We start from the raw sequence: 19,250 nt of genomic DNA on the forward strand, positions 1-19,250 counted from the left end.
CTTCACCCCGTCCGGGCGCCCCTCGGGAGTCATCTCAACCGGTGAGCCCCTGCGACGCCGAGGCGCCCGGAGCGTGCCCCGTCACGATCGCCACGACCACCGCGAGGGCCGCGACCGCGCCGCCGAGCAGCATGACCGCCGACACGGACACATGGTCGAGTACGGCTCCGCCCGCCATGGCGCCGAGGGCGAAGGTCGCCTGGAAGGACGCGGTGAACAGGACGGACGCCGCTTCGGGGGCGTCGGGCGCGGCCCTGGCGAACGAGGTCTGCGAGCAGACCGGCACCGCACCGTAGGCGACACCCCAGACGACCAGCAGTGCGACGGCTCCGGCCTCCCACCTGCCCAGGACCGGGAGCAGCGCGGTCGCGGCGGCGATCAGTCCCGCGGCGAGGGATACCGCGGCGCGCGGGCGGCGCGTCACGAGTGCGCCACCGACGAAGTTGCCGAGGATCCCGGCGGTTCCGTAGACCAGCAGCAACCCTGTGATCAGGGCCGGACCGGCGTGCGTGACCTGTTCCAGGAAGGGGGTGACATAGGTGTACGTCGCGAAGTGCGACAGAACGACGAGGAAGGTGAGGAGCACGGCGAAGCGGGTGCCGGGCCGCTTGAGCACGGTGCGCAGCAGGCTCGCGCGGGTGACCTGTGCCGGCGGCAGGGCCGGAACCACCAGGAGCATCAGGGCCAGTACGCCCATGCTCAGCACCCCCATGACCACGAAAGCCGTCCGCCAGCCGGCCAGATCGCCGATGAACGTACCGGCGGGGACGCCGAGCACGGAGCCCAGCGGGACGGCCGAGAAGATCACCGCTGTCGCCCGGCCGGCCGACGCCGGGCGGACCAGTCGGCCGGCCAGTCCGGCCGCGATGGACCAGAAGCCGCCGATGGTGACCCCGACCATCACCCGGGAGACCAGGACGAGGCGGTAGTCGGTCGCGGCGGCGATGAGGAAGTCGGCCAGGGCCAGCAGGAGCACGAAGGCGCAGAGCATCAGGCGCCGGTCGACCCGTGCCGTCGCCATCGTGACCAACGGCGCGGAGAGAGCCGCGAGGAGACCGGGCATGGTCATCATCAGGCCCGCCGTGCCGTCCGAGACGGCGAAGTCGGACCCGATCGATGTGAGCAGGCCGATGGGCAGGATCTCGGTGGTGACGATCGAGAAGATGCCCAGCATCACGGAGACGACGGCGAGCCGGCCGCGCAAGGGAGTGCGGGGAGGGGAGGCGGTGCCTTCGGAGGGGGCGGTGGCTGCGGTCGTGGTCATGGCGGACGCCGTCCTGTGCTCGGTGACGCGAGGGCTGTTCACCCCAGTTCACAAGCGCCGGTGGACGGTGTCCGGCAGGTTCGCGACGTCGACGTCGCCGGCCGGGGTTGATGTCGCGTTTTCGCCGGAGGACCGGATACGGCGAAGGGCCGTCGCTCCCGAGCGGGGGAGTGACAGCCCTTCACCACGTGCCGCGAAGGCACTTGTGAATCCGTGAACCCGGAGGTCGCGCCGAATCAGAGAACGCGGACCGCGCCCGACGGCGGGTCGTAGGACAGCGGGCGCTGCACCACACCGGTGCTGGAGTTCTGCGCACCGACGAACTGGCCGTTGCCCACGTAGATCCCGACGTGGTACGCGCTGCCCGCGCCGCCCCAGTACAGGATGTCGCCCGGCTGGAGGTTGCTCAGCGAGACCTGGGTGCCGGCGGTGGACTGGGCCTGGGAGACGCGCGGCAGGTCGATGTTGACCGAACGGAACGCGGCCTGGACGAGGCCGGAACAGTCCCACGAGTTGGGGCCGGTGCCACCGGAGACGTACGCGTCGCCGACCTGGGCCTGCGCGAAGGCGATGACGGCCGCTGCGGAGCCGGTCGCGCTCGACGAGGAGGAAGAGGAGGCCGTGGAGACGGCCGTGCCGGCGCTGGAGCCGGAGGTCGCGCTGAGCGTCGTACGGGCCGTGGTGCGGGAAGCGCGCTCGGCGGCCTCCGCCTTGGCCTTGGCGGCCGCTTCCGCCTTCTTCTTGGCCTCCGCCTTGCGGACCGCCTCGGCCTTGGCCTTCTTGGCGGTCTTGGCCGCGGTGGCGGCTGCGGCGTCCTCCTGGGCCTGCGTCTGCAGGTCCTGGGCGACCTGCTGCGTGGCCTGGGCGGACGCGGCGACGGCGGTGGAGAGCCCGGAGGTGATGGTGGGCATCTCGATGGTCTGGGTCACCGGCTCGGCCTGGGCCGGACCGGCAGCGCCTGCGACCGCGATGGTGCTGAGGACGCCACCGGCAACTCCGGCCCGCAGTGCCGTCTTCGAGGCGCTTCGGCGGGGCTTCCGGTGGCTGGGTATGTGAGCGGTGTGGGACATGAGTACTAGCGCTATCAGGGCCTCGGGGCTCCCATCAAGAAACGTGTGTTGCGACACAGTTACGTCCGGAATCTGTGAATCCGCTTTCCGGAGGCCCTTATTGACGCCGTAACGGGCAAAACGGGCGCACCTGATCACCGCTGTGATCACGGACTTTCGGCAATACGCCCGAATTGCCCGCCACCTACCATCCGTTCGCACCGATGGCCAAGCCCGCTTTTATTGGCACCCGTGCGGAGTGACGCAGGTCACAGCGTGATCGCGCCATGGTGGCGCCGCAGTCGCCATGTGGCTGCGGCGTGCCGGATGTGGGTGCGCCCGGCGTCCGGGGTCTCGCCGGTTTCCGGCCGACGGCCGATTCGCCCCGCCGTTCGTCCCGCCCATTCCCCCCTGCTCGCTCGTCCCGAAGATCGTGAATGTGTGCACACGTCCACTTCGCTCCTCGGGACCCCTCGTCGGAGTGAGCCCAGAGTGGGACGGATCCCCATATCACGCTCAGGGTGTCCATTGCCAATTTGCTTCTTCGGGTATCTGATTGTTAGAGGAAAAAGCCTCTTGACCAGCGCGGACGGCATCGATTGTCACGTCTCGTGATCACTCGGCCGCTTTGCGTACGAAGATCACCGCTGAGGCGGCTTCGTTGCCCTTCGCCGGGTGGTGGAGATCACAAACTCGTTGTTGTAACCCGTGTCGCAGATCACAGGACGGCGGGCATAGGATGCGGGGCAGTCGGGCTTGTGAACTGCCTCACATGTGCACGATCTTGGTGGGGTGGTGAGCCGAATCGCCCGATGCGGTCCAACGGTCAAGGACGACTGGAAGGAGCGAGGAGCGTGAATGCCTACGCGCCCATCCTCGTGCTCGGCGCCCTCGGGGCAGGGTTTGCGATCTTCTCCGTGGTCATGGCCACGCTTATCGGCCCGAAGCGGTACAACCGAGCAAAGCTCGAAGCGTACGAGTGCGGTATCGAACCCACCCCCACTCCGGCCGGAGGCGGCCGCTTCCCCATCAAGTACTACCTGACGGCGATGCTCTTCATCGTCTTCGACATCGAGATCGTCTTCCTCTATCCCTGGGCGGTCACCTTCGACGCCCTGGGGATCTTCGGGCTCGTGGAGATGCTGCTCTTCGTGCTCACCGTCTTCGTCGCCTACGCGTATGTATGGCGTCGCGGCGGCCTGGAATGGGACTGAGGGGCTGAGGGGCACACCATGGGACTCGAAGAGAAGCTGCCCAGCGGCTTCGTGCTGACCACTGTCGAGCAGGCCGCCGGCTGGGTACGGAAGTCCTCCGTCTTCCCCGCCACCTTCGGCCTCGCCTGCTGCGCCATCGAGATGATGACGACCGGGGCCGGTCGCTACGACCTGGCCCGTTTCGGGATGGAGGTCTTCCGCGGATCGCCGCGGCAAGCGGATCTGATGATCGTGGCAGGACGGGTCAGCCAGAAGATGGCTCCCGTCCTGCGGCAGGTCTACGACCAGATGCCCAACCCCAAGTGGGTGATCTCCATGGGGGTTTGCGCATCGTCGGGCGGAATGTTCAACAATTACGCCATTGTTCAGGGTGTTGATCATATTGTGCCGGTTGACATCTATTTGCCCGGCTGTCCGCCGCGGCCCGAGATGCTGATGGACGCGATCCTCAAGCTCCACCAGAAGATCCAGACCTCCAAGCTCGGGGTCAATGCGGAGGAGGCCGCCCGCGAGGCGGAGGACGCGGCACTCAAGGCGCTGCCCCTGATCGAGATGAAGGGGCTGCTGCGGTGAGCGAGAGCCAGAGCCACGACGAGAAGAACCACAACGGAGTGCCCGCCCCGCGCGAGGACGCCGGGATCATCGGCGTACGCAAGGGCATGTTCGGCGCCGACAACGGCGGCGACACCTCCGGCTACGGCGGCCTCGTCCGCACCGTGACCCTGCCGGGCGCCACGTTCCGTCCGTACGGCGGCTGGTTCGACGAGGTCGCCGACGAGCTCGAAGGGGCCCTGGAGGAGCAGGACCTGCTTCCCGGGAACGCCATCGAGAAGACCGTCGTCGACCGCGGCGAGCTCACCTTCCACATCGCCCGCGAGCACCTTGTCCAGGTCGCCCGGACCCTGCGTGACGACCCGGCGCTGCGCTTCGAGCTCTGCACGGGGGTGAGCGGTGTCCACTTCCTCGGCGACAAGGGCCGCGAGCTGCACGCCGTCTACCATCTGCGTTCGCTCACGCACGGCCGGTTGATCCGCCTGGAGGTGTCGGTCCCGGACAGTGATCCGCACATCCCGTCCCTCGTCGAGGTCTATCCGACCAACGACTGGCACGAGCGTGAGGCATACGACTTCTTCGGGCTCGTCTTCGACGGGCACCCCGCCCTCACCCGGATCATGATGCCGGACGACTGGCAGGGCTTCCCGCAGCGCAAGGACTATCCGCTCGGCGGCATCGCCGTCGAGTACAAGGGCGCCCAGATCCCGGCTCCGGACCAGCGGAGGTCGTACTCCTGATGTCTACTCCCCATGCAACACCTCGGGCGACGACCGAGGGGACTGTATATACAGTCACCGGCGGCGACTGGGACGAGGTCGTCGAGTCGGCGGTCAAGTCCGACGACGAGCGCATCATCGTCAACATGGGCCCTCAGCACCCGTCCACGCACGGGGTGCTGCGGCTGATCCTGGAGATCGACGGCGAGACCGTCACCGAGGCCCGCTGCGGCATCGGCTACCTCCACACCGGCATCGAGAAGAACCTCGAATTCCGGAACTGGACCCAGGGCACCACCTTCGTGACGCGTATGGATTACCTGACGCCGTTCTTCAACGAGGCGGCGTACTGCCTGGGCGTCGAGAAACTCCTCGGCATCGAGGACCAGATCCCCGACCGGGCCACCGTCCTGCGCGTGCTCCTGATGGAGCTCAACCGGATCTCCTCGCACCTGGTGTGCATCGCCACCGGCGGCATGGAGCTCGGCGCCACCACGATCATGATCTACGGCTTCCGCGATCGTGAACTCGTTCTCGACCTCTTCGAGCTGATCACCGGCCTGCGCATGAACCACGCGTTCATCCGCCCCGGCGGACTCGCCCAGGACCTGCCGCCCGGCGCGATCGACCAGCTGCGCGAGTTCGTGAAGACCATGAGGAAGAACCTGCCGGAGTACGACAAGCTCGCCACCGGCAACCCCATCTTCAAGGCCCGTATGCAGGACGTCGGCTACCTCGACCTGACCGGCTGCATGGCCCTCGGCGCCACCGGCCCGATCCTGCGCTCCGCCGGACTCCCGCACGACCTGCGCAAGACCGACCCGTACTGCGGGTACGAGAACTACGAGTTCGACGTCCCCACCGCCGACACCTGCGACGCCTACGGCCGCTTCCTCGTCCGCCTGGAGGAGATGCGCCAGTCGCTGCGGATCGTCGAGCAGTGCATCGACCGGCTCGCCCCCGGGCCCGTGATGGTCGCAGACAAGAAGATCGCCTGGCCCGCCCAGCTCGCGCTCGGCCCGGACGGCCTCGGGAACTCGCTCGACCACATCAAGAAGATCATGGGCACCTCCATGGAGGCCCTGATCCATCACTTCAAGCTGGTGACCGAGGGCTTCCGCGTCCCTGCCGGGCAGACGTACACCGCAGTCGAGTCGCCCAAGGGCGAACTCGGCGTGCACGTCGTCTCGGACGGCGGCACCCGCCCCTACCGGGTCCACTTCCGCGACCCGTCCTTCACCAACCTTCAGGCCATGGCGGCGATGTGCGAGGGCGGCCAGGTCGCCGACGTCATCGTCGCCGTCGCGTCCATCGACCCCGTGATGGGAGGCGTCGACCGGTGACCGAAGCACGTCAGGAAGTCAGTCTGGGGATGCCGCAGCTCCCCGCCCCCGCCTACCCGGCCGAGGTGCGCGCCAGGCTCGAAGCGGACGCGAAGGAGGTGATCGCCCGCTACCCCGGCAGCCGCTCCGCCCTGCTGCCGCTGCTGCACCTGGTGCAGTCCGAGGAGGGATACGTCTCCCGCACGGGCATGGCGTTCTGCGCCGAGCTGCTCGGCCTCACCACCGCCGAGGTCACCGCGGTCGCCACCTTCTACACGATGTACCGGCGCAGGCCGAGCGGTGACTACCAGGTCGGTGTCTGCACCAACACCCTGTGCGCGGTGATGGGCGGCGACGCCATCTTCGACCGGCTCAAGGAGCACCTCGGCGTCGGCAACGACGAGACGACCGAGGACGGGAAGATCACCCTCGAACACATCGAGTGCAACGCGGCCTGCGACTTCGCCCCCGTCGTGATGGTCAACTGGGAGTTCTTCGACAACCAGACGCCCGAGAGCGCGACCCGCCTGGTCGACGACCTGATCGCCGGGCGCACCGTCGAACCCACCCGCGGCGCCCCGCTCTGCTCGTACAAGGAGACCGCCCGGATCCTGGCCGGCTTCCCCGACGAGCGCCCCGGTGCCGTCGAAGCCTCCGGCGGCGCGGGCCCCGCCTCGCTGATCGGTCTCCGGCTCGCCAGGGGCGAGGAGCCGCCCCCACGCGTCGTCGCGCCGCGCGGCGAGCGTCCCACCGGCGCCCAGCCTCACGACCCGTCGCCGTCCGAGCACCTCGGCTCGCACGACGCACCGCAGCAGACCTCGGCCTCCGACCCGGACCACCCGGCCGGCCCGACCGCCGAGGAGGGGGAGTGATGACGTTGACGACCGAGATCAACGACAACGGAGGCGGCGGCGGGGGCAGCCCCGAGAAACTGCTCGCCCCCGTCCTCTCCGCCTTCTGGGACGAGCCGGAATCCTGGACCCTGGAGACCTACCGGCGCCACGAGGGATACGAGGGGCTGCGCAAGGCCCTCGCCATGGCACCGGACGACCTCATCGCCTACGTCAAGGACTCGGGTCTGCGCGGCCGCGGCGGCGCGGGCTTCCCCACCGGGATGAAGTGGCAGTTCATCCCGCAGGGCGACGGCAAACCGCACTATCTCGTTGTCAACGCCGACGAATCGGAACCGGGCACCTGCAAGGACATCCCGCTCCTGTTCGCCAACCCGCACAGCCTCATCGAGGGCATCGTGATCGCCTGTTACGCGATCCGTTCGTCGCACGCGTTCATCTACTTGCGCGGTGAGGTCGTCCCCGTGCTGCGACGCCTGCACGAGGCCGTACGAGAGGCGTACGAGGCGGGTTATCTGGGGACGAACATCCTGGGCTCAGGGCTCGATCTGGAACTCACGGTGCACGCCGGTGCCGGTGCGTACATCTGTGGTGAGGAAACCGCGCTGCTCGACTCTCTCGAAGGACGGCGTGGCCAGCCCCGGCTGCGACCTCCCTTCCCCGCGGTCGCCGGTCTGTACGCCTGCCCCACTGTGGTGAACAACGTCGAGTCCATCGCCTCGGTTCCCGCGATCCTGAACCGGGGCAAGGACTGGTTCAAGTCGATGGGCAGCGAGAAGTCCCCCGGCTTCACGCTGTACTCGCTCAGCGGGCACGTCGCGGGCCCCGGCCAGTACGAGGCACCGCTCGGCATCACGCTTCGCCAGCTGCTCGACATGAGCGGCGGCATGCGCCCCGGCCACCGGCTGAAGTTCTGGACCCCGGGCGGCTCGTCGACCCCGATGTTCACCGACGAGCACCTCGACGTACCGCTCGACTACGAGGGCGTCGGCGCCGCCGGTTCCATGCTCGGAACCAAGGCGCTCCAGTGCTTCGACGAGACGACCTGCGTCGTGCGGGCCGTCACCCGCTGGACCGAGTTCTACGCCCACGAGTCCTGCGGCAAGTGCACGCCCTGCCGCGAAGGCACCTACTGGCTGGTCCAGTTGCTCCGCGACATCGAGGCCGGCAAGGGACAGATGGCCGACCTCGACAAGCTGAACGACATCGCCGACAACATCAACGGCAAGTCCTTCTGCGCCCTCGGTGACGGCGCCGCCTCGCCGATCTTCTCCTCGCTGAAGTACTTCCGCGAGGAGTACGAGCAGCACATCACGGGCCAGGGCTGCCCCTTCGATCCCGCCAGGTCGACCGCCTGGGCCGACGACAAGAACGCTCACCAGGGGGTGAACGCATGACAGTCACCACGAGTGCGCCCTCCGGGGGCGGCGAGGCGGCCATCCCGCCCGAGGACCTGGTCACGCTGACCATCGACGGCATCGAGATCAGCGTGCCCAAGGGCACCCTGGTCATCCGCGCCGCCGAACTCCTCGGCATCGAGATCCCGCGCTTCTGCGACCACCCGCTCCTCGACCCGGCCGGCGCCTGCCGCCAGTGCATCGTCGAGGTCGAGGGGCAGCGCAAGCCGATGGCGTCCTGCACCATCACCTGCACCGACGGCATGGTGGTGAAGTCGCAGCTCACCTCGCCGGTCGCCGAGAAGGCCCAGAAGGGTGTGATGGAGCTGCTGCTCATCAACCACCCGCTGGACTGCCCGGTCTGCGACAAGGGCGGCGAGTGCCCGCTGCAGAACCAGGCGATGTCGCACGGCGACGCGGACTCCCGCTTCGACGGCAAGAAGCGCACGTACGAGAAGCCCGTCCCGATCTCCACCCAGGTGCTGCTGGACCGTGAGCGGTGCGTGCTCTGCGCGCGCTGCACCCGGTTCTCCAACCAGGTGGCGGGCGACCCGATGATCGAGCTGATCGAGCGCGGCGCGCTGCAGCAGGTCGGCATCGGCGAGGGCGACCCGTTCGAGTCGTACTTCTCCGGGAACACCATCCAGATCTGCCCGGTCGGGGCACTGACCTCGGCGGCGTACCGGTTCCGCTCCCGCCCCTTCGACCTCGTGTCCTCGCCGTCGGTCTGCGAGCACTGCGCGGGCGGCTGCGCGACCCGCACCGACCACCGGCGCGGCAAGGTCATGCGGCGGCTCGCCGCCAACGACCCCGAGGTCAACGAGGAGTGGGTCTGCGACAAGGGCCGCTTCGGCTTCCGCTACGCGCAGCAGCGGGACCGGCTCACCACTCCGCTGGTACGCAACGCGGACGGCGCCCTGGAACCGGCGAGCTGGCCCGAGGCGCTCGCCGCCGCGGCCGCCGGTCTGTCCGCCGCGCGCGGCCGGGCCGGTGTGCTCACCGGCGGCCGGCTGACCGTCGAGGACGCCTACGCGTACGGCAAGTTCGCCCGGGTCGTGCTGGACACCAACGACATCGACTTCCGGGCCCGGGTCCACAGCGGCGAGGAGGCCGACTTCCTGGCCGCCCGCGTTGCCGGCCGCGGCCGGGATCTGGACGGCGCGGGGGTCACGTACACCTCGTTGGAGAAGGCCCCGACGGTGCTGCTGGTCGGCTTCGAGTCGGAGGAGGAGGCACCCGGCGTCTTCCTGCGGCTGCGCAAGGCCAACCGCAAGCACGGACAGCGCACCTACGCCATCGCCTCGCACGCCACCCGCGGCCTGGAGAAGGCGGGCGGCACGCTGCTGCCCACCGCTCCCGGCACCGAGACCGAGTGGCTGGACGCGATCGCGGGCGGCGTCGGACTCGACGGCGACGGAGCCGCGGCGGCCGAGGCGCTGCGCGGCGAGGGCGCCGTGATCGTGCTCGGTGAGCGGCTGGCCGCGGTGCCGGGCGGGTTCACCGCCGCGGTACGGACGGCCACCGCGACCGGGGCCGAGCTGGTGTGGATCCCGCGCCGGGCCGGCGAGCGCGGCGCGGTGGAGGCGGGCGCGCTTCCGTCGCTGCTGCCCGGCGGCCGCCCGGCGACCGACCCGCGGGCCAGGGACGAGGTGGCGGCCGCCTGGGGCGTCGCCGAACTCCCGTCCCGCTTCGGCCGCGACACCGGCCAGATCGTCGAGGCCGCGGCCACCGGTGAGCTGGGCGCGCTGGTCGTCGCCGGGGTCGAGACGGTGGACCTGCCGGACCCGGCGCGGGCCCTTCAGGCCCTGGACCGGGTCGGCTTCCTGGTCTCGCTGGAGCTGCGGCCGAGCGAGGTCACCGAGCGCGCCGATGTGGTCTTCCCGGTCGCCGCGGTGGCCGAGAAGTCCGGCACCTTCCTCAACTGGGAGGGCAGGGCGCGGATGTTCGAGGCGGCGCTGAAGCCCGAGCAGATGACGCGCACGCTCGCGCCGGGCGATGCCCGGGTGCTGCACATGCTGGCCGACGCGATGGCCGGTGCCCGGGGCGCCGATGAAACCGGCCGCTTCGCGCTGCCGGACCTGAAGTCCGTACGCCGCGAGCTGGACCGGCTCGGCGGCTGGAGCGGGGCGCGCGCCACCGAACCGAACGAGCCGGCGCAGCCGATGCCCAGGCCCGGCGACGGCGAGGCGGTCCTCGCGGGCCACCGGATGCTGCTCGACCTGGGCCGGCTCCAGGAGGGCGACGAGGCGCTGGCCGGCACCCGGCACGCCTCGGTCGCCCGGCTGTCCGCGGCCACCGCGGCCGAGACGGGTGTGAAGGACGGCGATCTGCTGGCCGTCACCGGACCGGCGGGCAGCGTCGCATTCCCGTTGAAGGTCACCGACATGCCGGACCGGGTGGTCTGGGTGCCGCTGAACTCCGTCGGGCGGGGCGTCCCGGCCGACACCGGCGCCCGGCCCGGCGGTCTGGTCCGGATCGGCCCCGCCGCACCGGGTACTCCCGACGTCACACCGGAGGTGGGGGCGTGAGTGCCTTCGCTCAACTGGCCGCGGCACCGCACAGCGCCGTGCTCGCCGCCGAGGACCTGTCGATGTTCGGCACCGACCCGTGGTGGCTCGTCGTCGTCAAGGCGGTGTTCTGCTTCGCGTTCCTGATGGTGACCGTGCTCTTCTCCATCGTGTGGGAGCGCAAGGTCGTCGCCTGGATGCAGCTGCGCATCGGCCCCAACCGGCACGGCCCCTGGGGCATGCTCCAGTCGCTCGCCGACGGCATCAAGCTGATGCTGAAGGAGGACGTGGTCGTCAGGCGGGCCGACAAGGTCGTGTACGTGCTCGCCCCGATCGTCGCCGCCATCCCGGCGTTCATGGCGATCGCGGTGATCCCGTTCGGCCCGTCCGGCAACGAGGTCTCGATCTTCGGGCACCGCACCACGATGCAGCTGACCGACCTGCCGATCGCGATGCTCTACATCCTCGCGGTCGCCTCGGTCGGGATCTACGGCATCGTGCTGGCCGGCTGGTCGTCCGGATCGACGTACCCGCTCCTCGGCGGTCTGCGCTCCTGCGCGCAGATGATCAGCTACGAGATCGCGATGGGTGCTGCATTCGCCTCGGTCTTCCTCTACTCCGGGTCGATGTCGACCTCGAAGATCGTGGAGGCGCAGCAGGACCGCTGGTTCATCATCCTGCTGCCGGTCTCCTTCATCATCTACATCGTCACGATGGTCGGCGAGACCAACCGCGCCCCGTTCGACATGCCGGAGTCCGAGGGCGACCTGGTCGGCGGCTTCAACACCGAGTACTCGTCGATCAAGTTCGCGATGTTCATGCTCGCCGAGTACGTCAACATGGTCACCGTCTCCGCGGTCTCCACGACCCTGTTCCTGGGCGGCTGGCGGGCCCCGTGGCCGATCAGCACCTTCTGGGAGGGCGCGAACCACGGCTGGTGGCCGATGCTCTGGTTCGTCCTCAAGGTCCAGCTGCTGCTGTTCTTCTTCATCTGGCTGCGCGGCACGCTGCCCCGGGTCCGCTACGACCAGCTGATGAAGCTCGGCTGGAAGGTCCTGATCCCGGTCTCCGTGGTCTGGCTGATGCTGGTCGCGACGGTGCGGGCGCTGCGCAACGAGGGCTACGACTTCACAAAGATCGTGCTGTACGTGGCCGGGGCCGTGATCGCGATCCTGCTGATCTCCTTCGTCGCCGACATCTTCCGCGACAAGAAGCGCCGGGCCGCCGAGGCGGAGGCCGGACCGGAGCCGGCGTTCGACCCGATGGCGGGCGGGTTCCCGGTGCCGCCGCTGCCCGGACAGACCCTGCCACCGGTGCCGCGCCGCAGGCCGCGGGGCGAGCGGAAGCTCGTTGTCAGTGGCGGATCGGATACTCAGAGTGACGAACATTCGAGTGACGGAAAGGAGGCCGACGGTGTCTGAGTCACCAGAGTCCTCGGGGACTTCGGGAGCCTCGGGTTCCTCGGGGTCCTCGGAGGAGAAGTTCCAGAACCCCGTCGCCGGCTTCGGCGTGACCTTCAAGGCCATGTTCAAGAAGCGGCTGACCGAGCAGTATCCGGAAACGCCGAAGGTGACGGCGCCGCGCTTCCACGGCCGGCACCAACTCAACCGTCACCCGGACGGCCTGGAGAAGTGCGTCGGCTGCGAGCTGTGCGCCTGGGCCTGCCCGGCGGACGCGATCTACGTCGAGGGCGCGGACAACACCGACGAGGAGCGCTACTCCCCGGGTGAGCGCTACGGCCGCGTCTACCAGATCAATTACGCGCGCTGCATCCTGTGCGGACTGTGCATCGAGGCCTGCCCGACCCGGGCGCTGACGATGACCAATGACTTCGAGCTCGCCAACACCACCCGCGAGAGCCTCATCTACACCAAGGACGAGCTGCTCGCGGGCCTGGAGGAGGGCATGGTCGACACCCCGCACGCGATCTTCCCGGGGATGGACGAACAGGACTACTACCGGGGCCTGGTCACCGAGGCCGCCCCCGGTACGGAGCGCCAGACCGCCGTCTCCAAGGGCGAGAAGCCGGACGACACGCACCGCGGGAACAACGGCTCGGCGCAGGAGGTGGGCACATGACCGCCCTGGCCGCTGCGGCCTCCCAGACCTCGACCGGTGAGGCCGTCCAGTTCTGGGTGCTCGGGATCGTCGCCGTGATCGGCGCGCTGTCCACCGTACTGATGAAGAAGGCCGTGCACAGCGCGCTGAGCCTCGCCGGGACCATGATCGTCCTTGCGGTGTTCTACCTCGCCAACGGCGCCTACTTCCTGGGCATCGTCCAGATCGTCGTCTACACCGGCGCGATCATGATGCTGTTCCTCTTCGTGGTCATGCTCGTCGGTGTCACCGCGGCCGACTCGCTGAAGGAGACCCTGAAGGGGCAGCGCTGGCTGGCCGCGGGCTGCGGGCTCGGCTTCGGCGTCCTGCTCATCGCCGGCATCGGCAACGCCTCGCTGAACAGCTTCAACGGACTCGGCACCGCCAACACCGAGCACGGCGGGAACGTCGAGGGGCTGGCCAGCCTCATCTTCACCAAGTACGTCTTCGCCTTCGAGATCACCGGCGCCCTGCTGATCACGGCGACGGTCGGCGCGATGGTGCTCACCCACCGGGAGCGCACCGAACGGGCCAGGACCCAGCGGGAGATGTCCGAGCAGCGCGTACGCGGAAAGCAGCTGCCGCCGCTGCCCGCCCCCGGTGTCTACGCCCGGCACAACGCCGTGGACATCCCGGGTCTGCTCCCGGACGGTACGCCCGCCGGGCTCACCGTGATGCAGACGCTGCGCAACCGCGGCCAGATCCGCGATGTGTCGAACGAGTCGCTGGACCGGCTCAAGGCGCTGGAGCAGCGCTCCGAGGAGCGGCTCGGCCGTGGCAACGACGAAGAGGAGGTCGCCAAGTGAATCCGGTCTACTACCTCTACCTCGCAGCCCTGCTGTTCACCATCGGTGCGGCCGGGGTGCTGATCAGGCGGAACGCGATCGTGCTGTTCATGTGCGTGGAGCTGATGCTCAACGCCTGCAACCTCGCGCTCGTGACCTTCTCCCGGATGCACGGCAATCTCGACGGCCAGATCATCGCGTTCTTCACGATGGTCGTCGCCGCTGCGGAGGTCGTGGTCGGGCTCGCGATCATCGTGTCGGTGTTCCGTTCCCGCCACTCGGCCTCGGTCGACGACGCCAGCCTGATGAAGCTGTAAGGGGACGTTGAATCGTGGAGAACCTGATCGCGCTGCTCGTCGCGGCGCCTCTGCTCGGAGCGGCGGTCCTGCTCTGCGGCGGCCGGCGGCTGGACCGGGCCGGCCACTGGCTCGGCACCCTGCTCGCCGCCGTGTCGTTCGTCATCGGTGTGGTGCTCTTCCTCGACATGCTGGGGAAGGGCGCGGAGGACCGGACGCTGCACCAGAAGCTGTTCAGCTGGATTCCGGTCGAGGGCTTCCAGGCCGATGTGGCCTTCCAGCTCGACCAGTTGTCGATGACGTTCGTGCTGCTGATCACCGGTGTGGGCACCCTGATCCACATCTACTCGATCGGCTACATGGAGCACGACGAGCGGCGGCGCCGCTTCTTCGGCTATCTGAACCTGTTCCTCGCGGCGATGCTGATTCTGGTCGTCGCCGACAACTACCTGCTGCTGTACGTCGGGTGGGAGGGCGTCGGCCTGGCGTCGTACCTGCTCATCGGCTTCTGGCAGCACAAGCCCAGCGCCGCCACGGCCGCCAAGAAGGCCTTCCTGGTCAACCGGGTCGGTGACATGGGCCTGTCGATCGCGATCATGCTGATGTTCACCACCTTCGGCACCTTCGCCTTCGGCCCCGTGCTGGCGGCGACCGGGGAGACGAGCGAGGGCAAGCTGACGGCGATCGGCCTGATGCTGCTGCTCGCGGCCTGCGGCAAGTCGGCCCAGGTGCCGCTGCAGTCCTGGCTCGGTGACGCGATGGAGGGCCCGACCCCGGTCTCGGCCCTTATCCACGCCGCGACCATGGTGACCGCGGGTGTGTACCTCATCGTCCGGTCCGGCGCGATCTTCAACGCCGCGCCGGACGCACAGCTGGCCGTCGTGGTCGTCGGAGCGGTCACGCTGCTCTTCGGTGCGATCGTCGGTTGCGCGAAGGACGACATCAAGAAGGCCCTCGCCGGCTCGACGATGTCGCAGATCGGCTACATGATCCTGGCCGCCGGGCTCGGCCCGATCGGCTATGTCTTCGCGATCATGCACCTGGTGACGCACGGCTTCTTCAAGGCCGGGCTCTTCCTCGGTGCCGGTTCGGTCATGCACGGCATGAACGACGAGGTCGACATGCGGAAGTTCGGCGGCCTGCGGAAGTACATGCCGGTCACCTTCATCACCTTCGGCCTCGGCTATCTGGCGATCATCGGCTTCCCCGGTCTGTCCGGCTTCTTCTCCAAGGACAAGATCATCGAGGCGGCCTTCGCCAAGGGCGGCACCGAGGGCTGGATCCTCGGCTCGGTGGCCCTGCTGGGCGCCGCGATCACCGCGTTCTACATGACGCGCGTGATGCTGCTGACGTTCTTCGGCGAGAAGCGCTGGCAGCCCGACGCGGAAGGCCACCAGCCGCATCCGCACGAGTCCCCGAAGTCGATGACCATCCCCATGATCGTCCTGGCGTTCGGTTCGGTCTTCGCCGGAGGCTTCTTCTCCATCGGCGACCGCTTCCTGAACTGGCTGGAGCCGGTCACCGGCCACAGCCACGGACACGCCCCGATCGGTGCCGCGACGGTCACCGCCGCCACCATGGTGGTGCTCGTCATCGGCGTCGCCATCGCCTGGGCGATGTACGGACGCAAGCCCGTGCCGGTCGTCGCCCCGCGCGGCTCGCTGCTCACCCGGGCCGCCCGCCGCGATCTCCTCCAGGACGACTTCAACCACGTGGTCCTGGTCCGCGGCGGCGAGCACCTCACCCGCTCCCTGGTGTACGTCGACCACACCCTGGTCGACGGCGTCGTCAACGGCACGGCGGCCTCGATGGGCGGGCTCTCCGGCCGGCTGCGCAAGCTGCAGAACGGCTACGCCCGCTCCTACGCGGTCTCGATGTTCGGCGGTACGGCGGTTCTCATCGCCGCGACCCTGCTGATGAGGGCGGTCTGATCACCATGTCCTTTCCCCTCCTGACAGCGACGGCTGCGCTCCCGGCGATCGGCGCGGTTGCCACCGCCGCCGTCCCGGCCGCCCGGCGCACCGCCGCCAAATGGCTGGCGCTGGTCTTCTCGCTGGCCACACTCGTGCTGGCGGGCATCGCGCTGGCCCGCTTCGAGCCCGGCGGCGAGCGCTACCAGCTCACCGAATCGCATGCCTGGATCAAGGACTTCGGCGTCCGGTACGAACTGGGCGTGGACGGCATCGGGGTGGTGCTCATGGCGCTCACCGCCCTGCTGATCCCCTTCGTCATCCTGGCCGGCTGGCACGACGCCGACCCCCTGGAGACGAAGTCCTCGCGCTGGCGTCCGACGCAGGGCTTCTTCGCCCTGATCCTGATGGTCGAAGCGATGGTGATCCTCTCCTTCGAGGCCACCGACGTCTTCCTCTTCTACATCCTCTTCGAAGCCATGCTCATCCCGATGTACTTCCTCATCGGCGGCTTCGGGGACCGGGCACACACGGGCAGCGACGAGAACGCGGCGGCGCAACGCTCGTACGCCGCGGTCAAGTTCCTCCTCTACAACCTGGTCGGCGGGCTCATCATGCTGGCCGCCGTCATCGGGCTGTACGTCGTCGCGGGAACGTTCTCGCTCTCCGAGATCGCCGAGGCCCGAGCGAACGGCTCGCTCTCCATGGCGACCAGCACGGAGCGCTGGCTCTTCCTCGGGTTCTTCTTCGCCTTCGCGGTGAAGGCCCCGCTGTGGCCGCTGCACACCTGGCTGCCCAACGCGATGGGCGAGGCGACCTCCCCGGTCGCCGTCCTGATCACCGCGGTCGTCGACAAGGTCGGCACCTTCGCGATGCTCCGCTTCTGCCTCCAGCTCTTCCCGGAGGCCAGCAAGTGGGCGACGCCGGTGATCGTCGTCCTGGCGCTGATCAGCATCGTGTACGGGGCGCTGCTCGCCGTCGGCCAGCGCGACATCAAGCGCCTGATCGCCTACGCGTCGATCTCGCACTTCGGCTTCATCATCCTGGGCATCTTCGCGATGACCAGCCAGGGCCAGTCCGGTGCCACGCTCTACATGGTCAACCACGGCATCTCGACCGCCGCGCTGATGCTGGTGGCGGGCTTCCTGATCACCCGGCGCGGTTCGCGGCTCATCGCCGACTACGGCGGGGTGCAGAAGGTGGCGCCCGTCCTGGCCGGCACCTTCCTGATCGGCGGTCTGGCCACCCTGTCGCTGCCCGGGCTCGCCCCGTTCGTCAGCGAGTTCCTGGTCCTGGTCGGCACGTTCAGCGCGTATCCGGCGGCGGGCGTCATCGCCACGACCGGCATCGTGCTCGCCGCGCTCTACGTCCTCGTCCTCTACCAGCGGACGATGACGGGCCCGGTGAAGGCCGAGGTCCAGGGCATGGCGGACCTCAAGGTCCGGGAGCTGGTGGTGGTCCTTCCGCTGATCGCGCTGCTGCTCTTCCTGGGTGTCTATCCGAAGCCGCTGACGGAGATCGTCAACCCGGCGGTGCAGCACACCATGTCGGACGTCCAGAAGAAGGACCCCCAGCCTGAGGTGGAGGCCGCCAAGTGAGCGCAACAGCTGTCCACAGCTTGTGGACAATGGCGGGCGGGGTGACGTCGACCGCCCCGGTCGAGAAGTTCAAGGCACCGGTCATCGAGTACACCCAGCTGGCCCCGGTCCTCATCGTGATCGGTGTCGCCGTGGTGGGCGTGCTCGTCGAGGCCTTCGTGCCGCGCCGGGCCCGCTACTACACGCAGGTCTTCCTCACGGTCGTCGCCCTCGCCGCAGCGTTCGCCGCGGTCGTCGGACTGGCGGCCGGGGGATACGGCACGACGAAGGCGCACATCGCCGCGATGGGCGCCATCGCGATCGACGGTCCGACGCTGTTCCTGCAGGGCACCATCCTGCTGACCTCGCTGGTCGCCGTCTTCACCTTCGCCGAACGGCGGCTCGACCCCGCCGCGCACGGCAAGCATGTCGTCGACTCCTTCGCCGCCCAGGCCGCCTCGGTCCCCGGCAGCGACAGCGAGAAGGCGGCGGTCAGGGCCGGATTCACCACCACCGAGGTCTTCCCGCTGGTCCTCTTCTCGGTGGCGGGCATGCTGGTCTTCCCCGCGGCCAACGACTTGCTGACGCTCTTCGTGGCCCTGGAGGTCTTCTCCCTCCCGCTCTACCTCCTGTGCGCCGTCGCCCGCCGCAAGCGGCTGATGTCGCAGGAGGCCGCGGTGAAGTACTTCCTGCTCGGCGCCTTCTCCTCGGCGTTCCTGCTCTTCGGGATCGCCCTGCTCTACGGGTACGCGGGCTCCGTCTCGTACGCGACGATCGCGAACGTGGTCAACGGCTCCGTCACCCAGATCGACCCGGCACTCGCCGACACCATGGGCAATGACGCGCTGCTGCTGATCGGCGGCGCGATGATCCTGACCGGCCTGCTCTTCAAGGTCGGCGCCGTCCCGTTCCACATGTGGACCCCGGACGTCTACCAGGGCGCCCCGACCCCGGTCACCGGCTTCATGGCCGCGGCCACCAAGGTCGCCGCGTTCGGTGCGCTGCTGCGCCTGCTGTACGTGGTGCTGCCGGGCCTCGCCTGGGACTGGCGCCCGGTCATGTGGGCCGTCGCGATCATCACGATGCTGGGCGGTGCGATCGTCGCCATCACCCAGACCGACATCAAGCGGCTGCTGGCCTACTCCTCGATCGCCCACGCCGGATTCATCCTCGCCGGTGTGATCGCGACGACCCCGGACGGCATCTCGTCGGTCCTCTTCTACCTGGGCGCGTACTCCTTCGTGACGGTCGGGGCGTTCGCCGTCGTCACCCTGGTGCGCGACGCGGGCGGCGAGGCCACGCACCTGTCGAAGTGGGCCGGGCTCGGCCGGCGCTCGCCGCTGGTCGCCGCGGTCTTCGCGGTGTTCCTGCTGGCCTTCGCCGGTATCCCGCTGACCTCCGGCTTCTCCGGGAAGTTCGCCGTGTTCAAGGCCGCGGCCGACGGCGGCGCGGGCGGACTGGTCGTGGTCGGTGTGATCTCCTCGGCGATCGCCGCGTTCTTCTACATCCGGGTCATCGTGCTGATGTTCTTCAGCGAGCCGAAGGCGGACGGCCCCACGGTCGCCGTCCCGTCCCCGCTGACGATGACGACGATCGCGGTCGGTGTCGCGGTCACGCTGGTGCTGGGCCTGGCCCCGCAGTACTTCCTGGACCTGGCGAGCCAGGCGGGAGTGTTCGTGAGGTAGCGCACTCCTGCACAGCAACGACCGT

16 protein-coding genes are annotated in these 19,250 nt (G+C 68.9%); 14 read left to right on the top strand and 2 right to left on the bottom strand.

Features of this window, described 5'->3' with window-relative positions; all coding sequences use genetic code 11:
• Positions 1-34 precede the first annotated feature (34 nt).
• Positions 35-1,264, bottom strand: coding sequence for an MFS transporter (locus IE107_RS26605; RefSeq protein ID WP_189546873.1), 1,230 nt, complete (start codon positions 1,262-1,264; stop codon positions 35-37).
• 236 nt (positions 1,265-1,500) lie between these two features.
• The gene (locus IE107_RS26610; protein WP_189546874.1) at positions 1,501-2,334 is read right to left on the bottom strand and encodes a C40 family peptidase; all 834 of its coding nucleotides are present in this window, start codon (positions 2,332-2,334) and stop codon (positions 1,501-1,503) included.
• 833 nt (positions 2,335-3,167) lie between these two features.
• Here IE107_RS26610 and IE107_RS26615 point away from each other — a divergent pair.
• Genes IE107_RS26615 through nuoN form a run of 14 tightly spaced genes read left to right on the top strand, consistent with a single transcriptional unit; the run spans position 3,168 to position 19,225 of the window.
• Complete coding sequence (locus IE107_RS26615) at positions 3,168-3,527, top strand: NADH-quinone oxidoreductase subunit A (protein WP_003992243.1); 360 nt, start codon at positions 3,168-3,170, stop codon at positions 3,525-3,527.
• Positions 3,528-3,545: 18 nt separating this feature from the next.
• Positions 3,546-4,100 (top strand): NuoB/complex I 20 kDa subunit family protein, encoded by a 555-nt coding sequence (locus IE107_RS26620; RefSeq protein WP_189546875.1) that lies wholly within the window; start codon positions 3,546-3,548, stop codon positions 4,098-4,100.
• A complete protein-coding gene (locus IE107_RS26625) occupies positions 4,097-4,819 on the top strand; it encodes an NADH-quinone oxidoreductase subunit C (protein WP_189546876.1) in 723 nt (240 codons plus the stop codon). The genes IE107_RS26620 and IE107_RS26625 overlap by 4 nt, the downstream gene beginning before the upstream one ends.
• Complete coding sequence (locus IE107_RS26630; RefSeq protein ID WP_189546877.1) at positions 4,819-6,141, top strand: NADH-quinone oxidoreductase subunit D; 1,323 nt, start codon at positions 4,819-4,821, stop codon at positions 6,139-6,141. Before IE107_RS26625 ends, IE107_RS26630 begins: the two co-directional genes overlap by 1 nt.
• A gap of 29 nt (positions 6,142-6,170) precedes the next feature.
• Positions 6,171-6,992 carry an NADH-quinone oxidoreductase subunit NuoE gene (nuoE, locus tag IE107_RS26635; RefSeq protein ID WP_189546919.1) on the top strand — a complete coding sequence of 274 codons (822 nt, stop codon included), beginning with the start codon at positions 6,171-6,173 and terminating at the stop codon, positions 6,990-6,992.
• Positions 6,992-8,368, top strand: a complete 1,377-nt coding sequence (gene nuoF, locus IE107_RS26640) for an NADH-quinone oxidoreductase subunit NuoF (protein ID WP_189546878.1) — start codon at positions 6,992-6,994, stop codon at positions 8,366-8,368. Before nuoE ends, nuoF begins: the two co-directional genes overlap by 1 nt.
• Entirely contained in the window at positions 8,365-10,896 is a 2,532-nt protein-coding gene (locus IE107_RS26645) for an NADH-quinone oxidoreductase subunit G (protein ID WP_189546879.1), read from the top strand. The genes nuoF and IE107_RS26645 overlap by 4 nt, the downstream gene beginning before the upstream one ends.
• Complete coding sequence (gene nuoH, locus IE107_RS26650; protein ID WP_189546880.1) at positions 10,893-12,296, top strand: NADH-quinone oxidoreductase subunit NuoH; 1,404 nt, start codon at positions 10,893-10,895, stop codon at positions 12,294-12,296. Before IE107_RS26645 ends, nuoH begins: the two co-directional genes overlap by 4 nt.
• Complete coding sequence (gene nuoI, locus IE107_RS26655; protein ID WP_189546881.1) at positions 12,289-12,954, top strand: NADH-quinone oxidoreductase subunit NuoI; 666 nt, start codon at positions 12,289-12,291, stop codon at positions 12,952-12,954. The genes nuoH and nuoI overlap by 8 nt, the downstream gene beginning before the upstream one ends.
• On the top strand, positions 12,951-13,778 hold the full coding sequence (locus tag IE107_RS26660) for an NADH-quinone oxidoreductase subunit J (protein ID WP_189546882.1): 828 nt from the start codon (positions 12,951-12,953) through the stop codon (positions 13,776-13,778). The genes nuoI and IE107_RS26660 overlap by 4 nt, the downstream gene beginning before the upstream one ends.
• Positions 13,775-14,074, top strand: a complete 300-nt coding sequence (nuoK, locus tag IE107_RS26665) for an NADH-quinone oxidoreductase subunit NuoK (RefSeq protein WP_189546883.1) — start codon at positions 13,775-13,777, stop codon at positions 14,072-14,074. The genes IE107_RS26660 and nuoK overlap by 4 nt, the downstream gene beginning before the upstream one ends.
• A gap of 14 nt (positions 14,075-14,088) precedes the next feature.
• The gene (gene nuoL / locus IE107_RS26670) at positions 14,089-15,984 is read left to right on the top strand and encodes an NADH-quinone oxidoreductase subunit L (RefSeq protein WP_189546884.1); all 1,896 of its coding nucleotides are present in this window, start codon (positions 14,089-14,091) and stop codon (positions 15,982-15,984) included.
• A gap of 5 nt (positions 15,985-15,989) precedes the next feature.
• A complete protein-coding gene (locus tag IE107_RS26675) occupies positions 15,990-17,561 on the top strand; it encodes an NADH-quinone oxidoreductase subunit M (protein ID WP_189546885.1) in 1,572 nt (523 codons plus the stop codon).
• Positions 17,558-19,225 carry an NADH-quinone oxidoreductase subunit NuoN gene (gene nuoN, locus IE107_RS26680; RefSeq protein WP_189546886.1) on the top strand — a complete coding sequence of 556 codons (1,668 nt, stop codon included), beginning with the start codon at positions 17,558-17,560 and terminating at the stop codon, positions 19,223-19,225. The genes IE107_RS26675 and nuoN overlap by 4 nt, the downstream gene beginning before the upstream one ends.
• The last annotated feature ends 25 nt before the right edge of the window (positions 19,226-19,250 follow it).

The sequence above is a fragment of the Streptomyces gelaticus genome, assembly GCF_014649535.1.
In the GTDB taxonomy this organism is placed as follows: Bacteria; Actinomycetota; Actinomycetes; order Streptomycetales; family Streptomycetaceae; genus Streptomyces; species Streptomyces gelaticus.

Bases quoted from the DNA above. Each gene is read 5' to 3' on its own strand.
- IE107_RS26605 (WP_189546873.1), bottom strand. From the start codon at position 1,264: ATGACCACGACCGCAGCCACCGCCCCCTCCGAAGGCACCGCCTCCCCT.
- IE107_RS26610 (WP_189546874.1), bottom strand. From the start codon at position 2,334: ATGTCCCACACCGCTCACATACCCAGCCACCGGAAGCCCCGCCGAAGC.
- IE107_RS26620 (WP_189546875.1), top strand. From the start codon at position 3,546: ATGGGACTCGAAGAGAAGCTGCCCAGCGGCTTCGTGCTGACCACTGTC.
- IE107_RS26630 (WP_189546877.1), top strand. From the start codon at position 4,819: ATGTCTACTCCCCATGCAACACCTCGGGCGACGACCGAGGGGACTGTA.
- nuoE (WP_189546919.1), top strand. From the start codon at position 6,171: ATGCCGCAGCTCCCCGCCCCCGCCTACCCGGCCGAGGTGCGCGCCAGG.
- nuoF (WP_189546878.1), top strand. From the start codon at position 6,992: ATGACGTTGACGACCGAGATCAACGACAACGGAGGCGGCGGCGGGGGC.
- IE107_RS26645 (WP_189546879.1), top strand. From the start codon at position 8,365: ATGACAGTCACCACGAGTGCGCCCTCCGGGGGCGGCGAGGCGGCCATC.
- IE107_RS26660 (WP_189546882.1), top strand. From the start codon at position 12,951: ATGACCGCCCTGGCCGCTGCGGCCTCCCAGACCTCGACCGGTGAGGCC.
- IE107_RS26675 (WP_189546885.1), top strand. From the start codon at position 15,990: ATGTCCTTTCCCCTCCTGACAGCGACGGCTGCGCTCCCGGCGATCGGC.